9 protein-coding genes are annotated in these 11,486 nt (G+C 67.4%); 4 read left to right on the top strand and 5 right to left on the bottom strand.

Features of this window, described 5'->3' with window-relative positions:
* The first annotated feature begins 109 nt into the window (after nucleotides 1-109).
* The 4 genes from INQ40_RS05870 (at nucleotide 110) to INQ40_RS05855 (ending at nucleotide 4,677) form a co-directional block, all read left to right on the top strand.
* Entirely contained in the window at nucleotides 110-679 is a 570-nt protein-coding gene (locus INQ40_RS05870) for a lipocalin family protein (protein ID WP_194342217.1), read from the top strand.
* Nucleotides 680-702: 23 nt separating this feature from the next.
* Complete coding sequence (locus tag INQ40_RS05865) at nucleotides 703-1,530, top strand: NAD-dependent protein deacetylase (RefSeq protein WP_194342216.1); 828 nt, start codon at nucleotides 703-705, stop codon at nucleotides 1,528-1,530.
* Nucleotides 1,531-1,635: 105 nt separating this feature from the next.
* Nucleotides 1,636-4,071 (top strand): YadA-like family protein, encoded by a 2,436-nt coding sequence (locus INQ40_RS05860; RefSeq protein WP_194342215.1) that lies wholly within the window; start codon nucleotides 1,636-1,638, stop codon nucleotides 4,069-4,071.
* A 315-nt stretch (nucleotides 4,072-4,386) separates the two neighbouring features.
* Complete coding sequence (locus INQ40_RS05855; protein ID WP_228482144.1) at nucleotides 4,387-4,677, top strand: hypothetical protein; 291 nt, start codon at nucleotides 4,387-4,389, stop codon at nucleotides 4,675-4,677.
* 51 nt (nucleotides 4,678-4,728) lie between these two features.
* On the opposite strand, the gene pdeM is transcribed toward INQ40_RS05855, so the two are convergent.
* The 5 genes from pdeM to INQ40_RS05830 all read right to left on the bottom strand — a co-directional run bounded on the left by pdeM (nucleotide 4,729) and on the right by INQ40_RS05830 (nucleotide 11,483).
* Nucleotides 4,729-5,361 (bottom strand): ligase-associated DNA damage response endonuclease PdeM, encoded by a 633-nt coding sequence (gene pdeM, locus INQ40_RS05850; RefSeq protein ID WP_228482143.1) that lies wholly within the window; start codon nucleotides 5,359-5,361, stop codon nucleotides 4,729-4,731.
* On the bottom strand, nucleotides 5,354-7,846 hold the full coding sequence (locus INQ40_RS05845; protein WP_228482142.1) for a ligase-associated DNA damage response DEXH box helicase: 2,493 nt from the start codon (nucleotides 7,844-7,846) through the stop codon (nucleotides 5,354-5,356). Before INQ40_RS05845 ends, pdeM begins: the two co-directional genes overlap by 8 nt.
* Nucleotides 7,843-9,447: an ATP-dependent DNA ligase gene (locus tag INQ40_RS05840; RefSeq protein WP_194342212.1), complete on the bottom strand. Its 1,605-nt coding sequence runs from the start codon at nucleotides 9,445-9,447 to the stop codon at nucleotides 7,843-7,845. Before INQ40_RS05840 ends, INQ40_RS05845 begins: the two co-directional genes overlap by 4 nt.
* Nucleotides 9,447-10,445, bottom strand: a complete 999-nt coding sequence (locus INQ40_RS05835; protein WP_194342442.1) for a ligase-associated DNA damage response exonuclease — start codon at nucleotides 10,443-10,445, stop codon at nucleotides 9,447-9,449. Before INQ40_RS05835 ends, INQ40_RS05840 begins: the two co-directional genes overlap by 1 nt.
* A 114-nt stretch (nucleotides 10,446-10,559) precedes the next feature.
* Complete coding sequence (locus INQ40_RS05830; RefSeq protein ID WP_194342211.1) at nucleotides 10,560-11,483, bottom strand: M14 family metallocarboxypeptidase; 924 nt, start codon at nucleotides 11,481-11,483, stop codon at nucleotides 10,560-10,562.
* Between the last annotated feature and the right edge of the window lie 3 nt (nucleotides 11,484-11,486).

Here is an 11,486-nt window from a genome sequence, read left to right as displayed (position 1 = left end):
TGTATGGCCGGGGCCGGGACTTCCGGGCTCGGCTCCGCTTGGTCGTTCACGCCCTCTGGTGGTGGTCGATGACACCTTGGACCGCACCTTTCCTCATCGGGCAACCCTCATGCGCGCAATCGCCTACGCCATCGCTGCTGCCATGGTTCTGGCTCCGGGCGCCGGCAAGACCCAGACATCGACCTCCGCCGGAACAGGCGCACCATTGGAGAACGTCCCGGTCACGGCGTTGGAGCTGGATCGATACCTCGGCCAGTGGCACGAGATCGCCCACCTGCCAATGTTTTTCCAGCGCAAATGCGTGGCCGACACCACCGCCACCTACACGCTGAAGGAGAACGACCGGATCGAGGTCCGCAACGCGTGCCGAACCAGGGACGATTCCCGGACCGAATCGGTCGGTGAGGCAAGGACCGTCGACGGCAGCCCAGGCGCGCTCAAAGTGCGATTCGCGCCCGCGTGGCTGGGCTGGGTCCCCGGTATCTGGGCCGACTACTGGGTCCTGGATGTCGATCCGGAGTACCGCTGGGCGGTGGTCGGCGGTCCCAGCCGGAAGTACCTGTGGATCCTGTCGCGCGAACCGTCGATGGACGCGGCGCTGTTCAATCGGCTGAAAGCGGATGCGACGGCACGTGGCTACGAGCTCGATGACTTGGTAGTTGGCGCGCCGATCAAGTGACCCACCCGCATCACGATGCCGGCATGAGTGTTCCACGCACCGACGCCGCGGCGGATCTTTCTTCCTGGCTGGAAAATTACCGCTCGGTCTTCGTGCTCACCGGCGCCGGCGTCAGCACCAATTCGGGTATCCCCGACTATCGCGGAGCCGATGGCCAGTGGAAGGGCCGCTCTCCGATCACCTATCAGCAGTTCGTTGGCGATCCGGCCATGCGCGCGCGGTATTGGGCGCGCAGCTTTGTCGGTTGGCCTGCGGTTGCGCGGGCGCAGCCCAACGGTGCGCATACGGCGCTGGCGACCTTGGAATCGCGCGGCGTCCTCTCCTCCCTGGTCACCCAGAACGTGGACGGGCTGCACGCCCGCGCCGGTCACCGCACCGTGGTCGACCTGCACGGCCGGCTCGGCGTGGTCGCCTGCCTGCAGTGCGATCGACGAATGGACCGGGCGCTGGTCCAACAGGACCTGAAAGCCCGTTACCCGCACTGGAGCCGCCACACGGCGGCCACTGCACCGGACGGGGACGCAGATCTGGAAGGCGTGGACCTGAGCGGATTCGAGCCGTCTGCCTGCCCCCATTGCGGCGGCATGCTCAAGCCTGACGTCGTATTTTTCGGCGAGAACGTCCCCCGGCAGCGGCTTGCGCGCGCCGTGGAAGCCCTCGAGCAGTCCGACGCGGTGCTCGTGGTCGGATCATCACTGATGGTCTATTCCGGGTTCCGTTTTGCGCGCATGGCCCACGAACGCGCATTGCCGTTGGCAATCCTGACCCGCGGGGTCACCCGCGCCGACGAGCTGGCCACCCTGAAGCTGGATGCGGACACCGGGGCGACCTTGGTAAATGCCGTCGGTTGAGCCTGGGAGTCCTCTAGCCGACCCTGAAGCGCATATCCGATCTGCACGCTCCGGTTGTTTCTCCGGAATGTCCGGATACCCCGTGCAGCGGCGTGCATTGGGGCAGTGAAGGAATGCTTCCTTCCGGTTTTGCATGTGCTTTCAGTCAACCAACTACCTACCGGGAAGACCAACATGATTCATAACTCACGTCGCCGCTTCGCGTCCGCACGCCCTATTGCTGCTACCCGCACTCCGATCGCCCTGGCCTTGGCAGTGTTGCTGAGCGCGCCGTTTTCCGTCTGGGCAGCTGACCCTGTGTGCCTTAATCCCGACGGGTCGCAAAACCCAGGGCAAAGCACAGATCAGGGCGCTGAAAACAGCGGCCACGACAACTCCACCTGCTCTCCCGATTCCGTGGCGTTTGGCAAGAAAAATTACTCCAACGGCGGCAACGCAATTGGTTCGAACAACCGAGCTACCGAAAATTTCAGCACGGCAGTAGGCAATCAAAACCAAGCTACAGCCGCGTACAGCACCGCTGTTGGCGCATTCAATATCACTTCGGGCGCAGGCAGTAGCACCTTCGGCTACTTTAACCGCGCGTCTGGCTACCGATCTTCGGCCATGGGCTTCAACAGCGACGCGAGCGGAGATAGCAGCGTCGCCGTCGGCGTCTGGGGGGACATCAATGGCAATGGCGCAGTGGATCCCGGCGAAACTACCCGCGCCGATGGTTTTCAATCCAGTGCCTTCGGAGTTGCGTCCGAGGCTCTGGGCGACTTCAGCAGTGCCGCGGGCCACACGAACAGTGCACGGGGTGAGTCCAGCAGCGCTTATGGGTATGGAAATAGCGCGACTGGCGAGAGCAGCAGCGCTGTGGGCAGTAGCAACAGCTCCAGTGCGGTGCGCAGTAGCGCAATCGGGGTTGGCAACGACGCTGACGGCCGGGGGAGCAGCGCACTTGGCTACTACAACACCGCAACTGGCAACGTCAGCGTTGCAGTGGGGAACTCCAATACTGCAATCGGCAGCAGTGCCAATGCGTTGGGATATTTCAACGACGCGGCCGGTGACAATAGCGCTGCGATCGGCTATCGCAACACGGCAGTGGGTGCAGACAGCAGCGCGATCGGGGTTCATAACCAGACAATCGGGCAACACAGCGTCGCGTTTGGCATCGCGAACCGCGCTGAAGGCGACCAGTCAGCCGCACTCGGCGTTCTGAGCCTTGCAAGCGGTCCGGACAGCATCGCAATAGGCACCTGGCTTGATGACAACGGTGATGGCATCCCCGACGCCAACGAAATTACACTTGCAAGCGGCGCCAACGCCAACGCGTTCGGCAGCGGCGCGCAGGCGAAGGGTGACCACAGCAGCGCGATTGGCACGGGAACCCTGGCCACCGGCAATGCCAGTGCAGCGTTCGGCCCGCAAGCCATCGCAAGCGGCGGCCTCAGCGCCGCAATCGGCCCGGCTTCCATCGCCAGCGCTCTGCAAAGTTCCGCATTTGGCTCCGGCGCCCAGGCCAGCGCCGCTGGCAGCAGTGCGATCGGCAGCTCGGCGCGCGCGAGCGTCGCTGACAGCGTCGCGCTGGGTTCGAACTCCGTCGCCGACCGGGTGAACACGGTGTCCGTCGGCAGCCTCGGCAGCGAGCGCCAGATCGTCAACGTCGCCGACGCGACCGCCGATACCGATGCCGTCAACCTGCGCCAGATGCAGGCGGCGTTAGGCGGCGTGGGCGGGATCACCATGGCCCAGGTCCAGGCCGTCGCGGACGCAGGCGATGCGTTGACCCTGTCGGATGCGAACGCGTACACCGATGCGCAGATCATTGCCGCTGGGAGCATCACCCCGGCACAGGTGCAGGCGATCGCCGATGCCGGCGACGCGCAGACGCTGACTGACGCGAATGCCTACACCGACGCCAGTTCCACGCAAACGCTCTTGGATGCGAACGCCTATACCGATTCGCAGATCATCGCCGCGGGCAGCATCACGCCCGGGCACGTCCAGGCGATTGCAGATGCGGGGGATGCACAGACGCTTGCCGACGCAAACGCCTACTCGGATGCTGGCGACACGCAGACCCTTGCCAGTGCGAACGCCTACTCCAATGCCGGCGACGCCCGCACCCTGACCGACGCCCGGGCCTACACGACCAGCACCGCTACGCAGACACTGCAGACGGCCAACACCTACGCAGACACCGGCGATGCCGCCACGCTGCGGTCTGCGAACGCGTACACGGATCAGCAGGTGGCCCGCTTCAACTACGGGCTGGATGAGTTCCGCATGGAAATGGACGATCGCTTCCACACGCTGGACCGCCGTATCGATCGCATGGGCGCCACCAGCGCCGCCTACGCCGGGCTCGCGGCCAACACGGCAGGACTGGGCGGCGCCAACAACATCGGCGTGGGCATCGGGTCCCAGGGTGGCCAGCAGGCTTTGGCTATCGGCTATCGCCGCGCCATCGGCGCTCGCGCGAGCGTGTCGCTGGGCGGCGCCATTGCCGGCGGTGAGAGCAGCGTGTCCGCAGGTGCCGGCTTCAGCTGGTAAGCCTCGACCCAGGCACGCGCCAGGCGCCCCGCATCCAACCCAGGTTGGTGCGGGGCGCTTTTGCCTGTAGTCCGAGCAGGCGCGAGAGGCAGGGCTCGGCACCCGATCGAAGACGTTACCTGCACGTTAGGCGAACTTGTGCTATTATACGGGGCTCACCGCCCTAAAGCCTGCCACTGCATGGCTTGATCAACTTGAGCAACGTTGATCCGGGGACGGGGTTCACGGCATCGGCATCACCGCAGCCCGCGGTGGCGCGCCGCTATCTGCCGGCTGTGCCGTCCCGCGTCGGACGGCCCACTTCCAGGAGAAGCAATGTCAAGCACGTCGACCAAGCCCGCCAGCACCACCACCCGCACTCCCAGCCGCGCGGCAAGCGCGCCGCTGCGCCGCCGTTCCACCGGTAGCGCCAAGAACGCCAACAATGGCATCACCAGCGAGAGCATCGCCGCCGACCTCGCTGCGTTTCGCAAGCAAGGTGGCCGCGTCGAGGTCCTCGGCAACACGCCGATCCGGCCCCGTGTCAACGCGACAGCTTTCCGTTCGCGCGGCAACACGGCGCGCAAGGCGGCCACCAAGACCGCTGGCAGTGGCACCAAGGGCTGACATCGCCGACACCCTCTTCGTGATCGGACGGCGCAATCGCGTCGTCCGCTCCTAGAAGTTTTCGACCAACAGGCCTTTGGCGCACGCGATCCAGCGCTGGTCCAGATCCTCGACGCGCATGCCGCCGGTGAAGGCCGAAAAAGCGGGCAGCACCATCTGATCCAGCGCAAGCACGAACGCCGGATAGCGCCCTGGCAAACCGGGCAGGTTCACCACAGGATGCAGATGCCCGCACAGCACGTAGTCCTGGGCGTCACCCCCGGGGGTACGCGGATGGTGGCGGAACCGGAACGGACCATCGCAAACGTCCTCCTGAAGCAGTTCCACCCCCAGCGCGTCGGGAACCAGGGCGCGATCGTGGTTGCCACCGACCACGCTCACGCCAACAAGCGGATGCCCCGCCAGCAGCGCTCTCCACGCGCTCTCGACGGCCACACTCCGCCTGCCGTGCAGGAAGTCGCCAAGAACCCACAGCTCCGCGGCGCCAGTCGCGCGTAGCAGCGTGTCCAGCCGCGCCAGGTCATGCGCGGTGCCGCCGGTGGGCACCGGGATTCCCGCCGCCCGCATCACGTCGCCCTTGCCCAGGTGGAGGTCGGCGATCAGCAGGCGCTTGCGTGATGGCCAGAACACCGCGCGATCCGCGTGGAAGTGCAGCGCCTCACCCGCCACCTCGCGTTCAAGCATTCCGGGCATGCCGCTGCTCCAGCTGTTGCGCGACGCGCTTCACACGGGTGCGCCAGTCCTCGGTGCTGAGCTGGCCGCGGATGGCCTCGGCCCATAGCGGGAACCCGAGCGGCGTCAGGCTGCGCGGACGCCGAAATGCCAGCGGCCGTTCACCGCATCGGGTCAGGACGGCGCGCAGGTGCTGGACGTCGAGTTGCGCCTCCATCACCTCGCGCTCAGCCTGGGCCAGCAGCACGTGGCCCGGATCATGCTGGCGCAAGACGTCAAACAGCAGGCTGCTTGAGGCCTGCAGTTGCCGCAGCGACCGGGCCGCACGCCCCGGAAGGGAGGGCGGCAGCAGGCCCGCCACCCGGGCAATCTCGCGGAACTGCCGACGCGCCAGTTCGGCAATATTGAGGCTCGCCAGCAAATCATCCAGCAAGCCCTCCGGCGCCAGCAGGCGCTGCATGAGCGGCGCATCCGGCCACGCCTCGGACTGCGCCGTCAGTACCAGCCCATAGTCGTTTACCGCCCAGCTGAAGGTGTTCGGCCTTTCGCGCCCCCAGCGCAGCGCCAGCAATGCGGCCAATCCCTCGTGTACGCCGCGTCCGGCGAACGGATAGACGAACAGGTGCCAGCCCTGGCGTGTCTTGATCGACTCGACCAGCAGGCTGTCGGGCCCCGGCAGTTCCGAAAGCTTCGCCTGCAACTGCAGCAAGGGTTGCAGCGCGCGCATCTCCGGGCTTTCGGCCGGCTCGTGCAGGATGGCTTCGACCTCGGCACCCAACTCGCTGGACAGCGGCATGCGCCCACCCTGCCAGCGCGGCACCCTGCCCTCACCGGCCTTGGCGATGCGCACAAACGCGGTCATGTCGCGCAGCTGGACCAGCTCCAGTGTCTTGCCGGCGAACTGGAAGCGCTCGCGCGGGCGCAGCCGGCTGATGAACGCCTCCTCCACCGAGCCCAGCCAGCCGCCTTTCATGTAGCGCACCTGCACGCTGCCATCGCTGGTGATGGTGCCGATCGATAGCCGGTGCCGGAACGCTACGCGGCGGTCGTGGACGCGATAGCAGCCGTCATCGTCGCGGATCACGCGGCGGTAATCGGGGTAGCTTTCCAGCGCGCTGCCGCCGCGGACGATGAAGTCGAGCACCGCGGTCCAGGCTTGCTCACGCAATGCCGCGAATGCGTCGGTGCCGCGGACCTCCTCCAGCAATTGCGCAGGTTCGAAGCCGCCGCCCAGCGCGAGGGTGACGCAGTGCTGCGCGAGCACGTCCAGCGACAGCCGCAAAGGGGGCCGCGACTCGACCCGCCCGTGGGCGAGCGCCACGCGCGCGGCCGCGTACTCGGCCAGCTCCAGCGCATGCGTCGGCACGCAGATCACCTTCCCCGCCTCGCCGGGACGATGGCGCGCGCGCCCGCCGCGTTGCCACAACCTCGCCATCCCCTTCGGGCTGCCAACCTGCAGGACCTGATCGACCGCGGGGAAATCCACGCCCAGGTCAAGGCTTGAGGTCGCGACCACGCAGCGGACGGTGCCATCCCGCAGGCCGGCCTCGGCGGCCGCACGCAGCGATGCGTCCAGGGATCCGTGGTGCAACGCGAGGGTTTTCGGGTCGTCCAGCCAGACCGATTGCAGCGCCCGGTGCCACAGCTCCGCCTGCGAACGGGTGTTGGTGAACAACAGGCTGGACCGCGCCTTCTGCAGCACCGCGGCGACGCGCGCCAGCTGCGAGAGGCCAAGATGCCCGGCCCAGGGAAAGCGTTCGCCTTCGTTGGGCAGCAGGGTCTGCAAGGTCATCCGCCGGCGGCGCGCAGACTGCAGGATCGGCGCGTCGGGGCGATGCGGCAGCAGCACATCGCGCGCCTCCTCCAGATTGCCCAGGGTGGCCGACAGACCCCAGACGGGCGCAGCCGGCACGATGCCGCGCAGCCGCGCGAGACACAACTGCAACAGCACCCCGCGTTTGTTGCCCAACAGCTCATGCCATTCATCGACCACCGCCCCGCGTACGCCGGCGAGCAGTTGCGCGGCGTCGGGGTAGGACAGCATCAGTGCGAACGATTCCGGCGTTGTGACCAGCACGTCCGACAGGCCTTTGCGGGCGAGGCGCTTGTCGCGTGCGCTGGCGTCGCCGGTGCGCATCGCGACCGTCCAGGGCACGCCGAGGGCAGCGATCGGTTCCTGCATCGAGCGCACGGTGTCGGCGGCCAGCGCGCGCAACGGGGTGATCCACAGCAGGCGCAGGCGCGGCGCGACAGCGACACCGCGCCTCGCTTTCGCCGGCGCATCGCCCAGCGCCAGTGCCTGCAGCAGCGGGCCGCCCAGAGCGGCGAGCGTCTTGCCACTCCCGGTCGGCGTCACCAGCAGGCCGGACTCGCCGGCCAGGTAGCGTCGCCAGGCCTCGCGCTGGAAAGGTGCTGGACGCCATCCGCGCGCTGCAAACCAGTCGGTCAGCGCTGCGTCACTGGCTCGCCGCCGGGGGCGCGCGGGCGCGTCGCTCACCGGGCAAGTGCCCGCAAGGTATCGACCCGGTCCGCCTCGGCGGCAGGCTTGTCGGTGCGCCATCGCACGATCCGCGGGAAGCGCACGGCAATCCCTGACTTGTGCCGGGTGGACACATTCACGCCCTCGAAGGCGATCTCGAACACCTGCTCGGCCGGTACCGAGCGCACCGGGCCGAACCGCTGCAGCGTGTTGCCGCGGATCCACCGGTCCAACTGCAGGATTTCCTTGTCGGTGAGTCCGGAATACGCCTTGGCAACCGGAACCAACGTGTCGCCGTCCCACAGGGCGAAGGTGTAGTCGGTGTACAACGTGCTGCGCCGGCCGGAGCCCGACTGCGCGTAGATCAGCACCGCATCCACGGAGAGCGGATCGACCTTCCACTTCCACCAGTCGCCGCGCTTGCGGCCGTGGCGATAGGGCGAACTGCGGCGCTTCAGCATCAGCCCTTCGACACCGAGTTCGCGGGATTGCTCGCGCAGCGCGGCAGCGTGCTCCCAATCGGCAGCCTCAACCGCAGAGGAAAGCTGCAACACCGGGTGGTCGACCGCATCAATGAGCTCTTCAAGCAGGGCTCGCCGCTCGTCCAGCGGGCGCTCGCGCAGGTCTTCGCCGTCCAGCTCGAGCAGGTCGTAGGCCGTCACCCGGACCGGGGTCGTGGCAAGCACCTTCGGTCCCGGCTTGAGGCGCTGGATCCGGGTCTGCAGGGCGGAGAACGGCAACGGCATGTCCTCGCCCGGTCGCCAGGCCAGCAGCTCCGCATCGATGACCGCATCGCGCGGCAGTTCGGCTGCGGCGGCTTCGATTTCCGGGAAGCGGCCGTCCATGCGCTCCTCACCGCGCGACCACAGCGCGATGTCGGGGCCGCGGCGGATCAGCTGCAGGCGGATGCCGTCCCACTTCCATTCCAGAAGCCAGTCCTCGACCGGACCCATATCCTCGGGAGGTCCTTCCAGCGGCGAGGCCAGGAAGAACGGGTACGGCAGCGCCGCGTCCCCGGGCTGGACTTCGTCGGAGAGCAGCTTTTCGAGGAAGTCCGCCGATGGCGTCCACCGCCCGAGCATGCGCTGCGCTATCCGCGCCACATCCAGCCCGGACGACTCCGCCAGCGCCTTCTGCACCAAGCCGGCAGAGACGCCCACCCGCAACGCTCCGGTCAGCAGCTTGTTGAACGCCAGACGTTCGCGGAAACACAGGCTGCGCCACGCATCCACCACCACCTCGCGGCGCGTCTCCGGGTCGGCATTGGCCACCGGCACCAGCCGCTGCTCGATCCATTCGGCCAGCCCGATATCGCCATCGGGCTGCGCGGGGTCGTCGAGGAGCAGAGCCAGCGTTTCCGCCAGATCACCTACGGCGTGGTGGCTCGCCTCGACAAGCCAGTCGGGATTGCCGCTTTCCTCGGCGACCCACGCACGCAGCTCGCCGGTGGTGGCGATACGGGCGCGGGTACCGCCGATTTTGCCTCCAGCCAGCAGCCACAGCGCCCATGCGGCATCGTGCGGCGGCGCAGCGCGGAAGTAATCCGCCAGCGCCGCGCGCTTGTCGGTGGTGCCGGTGGTCCGGTCGAGGCGCTCATACAGCGCTGCAAAACGCCGCATCAGTCCTCCTCGCCGTAGGCAGTCTGGAAGCCGCCGGCGTCGATGCCGGACTCACGCAGCACGCGCACCAAGGCATCGGTATCACCGTGCGTCGCGATCACGCGCCGTGCGCCGGTCTCGCGCACGGTACGCAGCAGGGACGGCCAATCGGCGTGGTCGGACAGCACGAAGCCGCGGTCGTAGTTGCGTCGGCGGCGGTTGCCACGGATCCGCATCCAGCCCGACGCGAATCCCTGCTGCGCGCGGCGGAAGCGCCGCGTCCACGCACTTCCCGCGGCAGACGGCGGAGCGATGATCAGCTCACCGGCGAAGTCGGTCCCGCGCGCCTCGTCCGCGACTTTTCTGGTGTCCAGCATCGGCACGCCCGCCGCGCGGTAGACCTGCACGCCCGCATCGATGGCGCCGTGCAGCCATGCGGGCCGGTCGGTGTGGGCCATCAGCTCAGCCAACACCCGCTGCGCCTTGCCCAGCGCATAGCAGTAGAGGATCGCAACCTCGCCGTTGGCGGCGCACTCCTCGCGCCACGCGACAATGTCGCGCGCCACATCCGACGCTGGTGGCCAGCGGAACACCGGCAGCCCGAACGTGGATTCGGTGACGAAGACATCGCAGGGCACCACCTCGAACGGCAGGCAGGTCGGGTCCGGATCGCGCTTGAAATCGCCCGACAGCACCCAAGTCTGTCCATCCGCCTCGATACGGACCTGAGTCGAGCCGAGTACGTGCCCCGCCGGGTGGAAGGACAGCGTGGCGCCGCCCAGTTGGAAGCGCTCGCCATGCGCTTGGACCCGGTAATCCTGATCACCGAGCCGCCATTGCAGGATCGGCAAACCCGCGTCGACCACGTGGTAGCAGCCCATGCCCCCGCGCGCGTGGTCGCCATGGCCGTGCGTGATCACCGCTCGGTCGACGGGTCGCCAGGGGTCGATATGGAAATCGCCGGTTGGGCAGTACAGCCCGTCGGGCGTATTGACCACCAGTTCGGACGCGCTTGCCAGAAACCACCCCGCTCCACGATGCCCTCGGGCAGAGGACCCAGTGGAGCAGTGGGGGCGTCATCGCGATGTCATCGGATGCAGCAGAGCGCGGGGACCCGACGTCCCGCGTTGACCTCAGGCTTGCTGGGCCAGCGCGTAATCAATGGCAGCACGAACCGCGGCGACCTGGGCATCGTTGCACTGCTGCGGCGTCGCCCGCGGGCTGTCGGGATACACCTCGGTGGTGGTGCGATAGCGCGCGTTGCTGACACCCGCGCACAGGCCCAGCGACTTGACCGGATAGTTGATCACTCCTGGAGCCACCATCTTCGTGCCAATGATCTCGCCACTCGCATCGGCCGGGGCGATATGGGTGACCTCGGCCACCGCGTCGATGATGGCCTGCTGGAACCCGGGTTGGGGATCCTCGCTGTCGCCGACCAGGTAAAAGCCGTCGGGAATCTCGCCAGGCTCGGAGGACTTGCCGTCGCGCGCCGCCAACGCGGGCCGGAATTCCGACTCGTCGGTGTCCGTGGTTTCGTGCAGGTCGACGTGCACGAGCAGCTTGTCACGCAGGGGTGCGACAAGTTCCATCACCGCCGCCGACTCGCCCGACGCACTGTCTTTGACGAACGAGCGATTGGGATCCACCGCATCCACGTTCCAGCGCTGGATCCGCTCGTAGGCCCACGGACTCACGCAGGGTGCCACCAGCAGGTTTACGCGGCCCGCGTACTCAGCGGCATGGCGATCGAGAAACTGCAACGCGCCGTGGACCCCGCTGGTCTCGTAGCCATGCACGCCGCCGGTCACCAGCACGCTGGGGAGTTGATCGTCCCAGTTGCGGCTGCGGACCGCGTAGAGCGGAAACGGGTCGGTGCCGTAGTCCAGTTGGCCATACTGCTCAACCTCGAACCGCTCGCGCAGCCGTTCGATGTTGCTCACCACGTCCTCTGCATAACTGCGCTGGACCTGCTGCTGCGCGCGCCACTGGTCGACCTCGGCCGGTCCCCAGGGCGTTCCGGGCGTCCCGATCGGATAGAACGGTTCTGCGTTCATGGC

It is taken from the genome of Lysobacter sp. H21R4 (assembly GCF_015277535.1).
GTDB classification, from domain to species: domain Bacteria; phylum Pseudomonadota; class Gammaproteobacteria; order Xanthomonadales; family Xanthomonadaceae; genus Novilysobacter; species Novilysobacter ciconiae.
This window is presented reverse-complemented; position numbering and strand designations above follow the sequence as displayed.

Excerpts from the sequence above, each read along its gene's own strand:
- INQ40_RS05830 (WP_194342211.1), bottom strand. The coding sequence starts at position 11,483 with ATGAACGCAGAACCGTTCTATCCGATCGGGACGCCCGGAACGCCCTGG.
- pdeM (WP_228482143.1), bottom strand. The coding sequence starts at position 5,361 with ATGCTTGAACGCGAGGTGGCGGGTGAGGCGCTGCACTTCCACGCGGAT.
- INQ40_RS05870 (WP_194342217.1), top strand. The coding sequence starts at position 110 with ATGCGCGCAATCGCCTACGCCATCGCTGCTGCCATGGTTCTGGCTCCG.
- INQ40_RS05840 (WP_194342212.1), bottom strand. The coding sequence starts at position 9,447 with ATGCGGCGTTTTGCAGCGCTGTATGAGCGCCTCGACCGGACCACCGGC.
- INQ40_RS05865 (WP_194342216.1), top strand. The coding sequence starts at position 703 with ATGAGTGTTCCACGCACCGACGCCGCGGCGGATCTTTCTTCCTGGCTG.
- INQ40_RS05855 (WP_228482144.1), top strand. The coding sequence starts at position 4,387 with ATGTCAAGCACGTCGACCAAGCCCGCCAGCACCACCACCCGCACTCCC.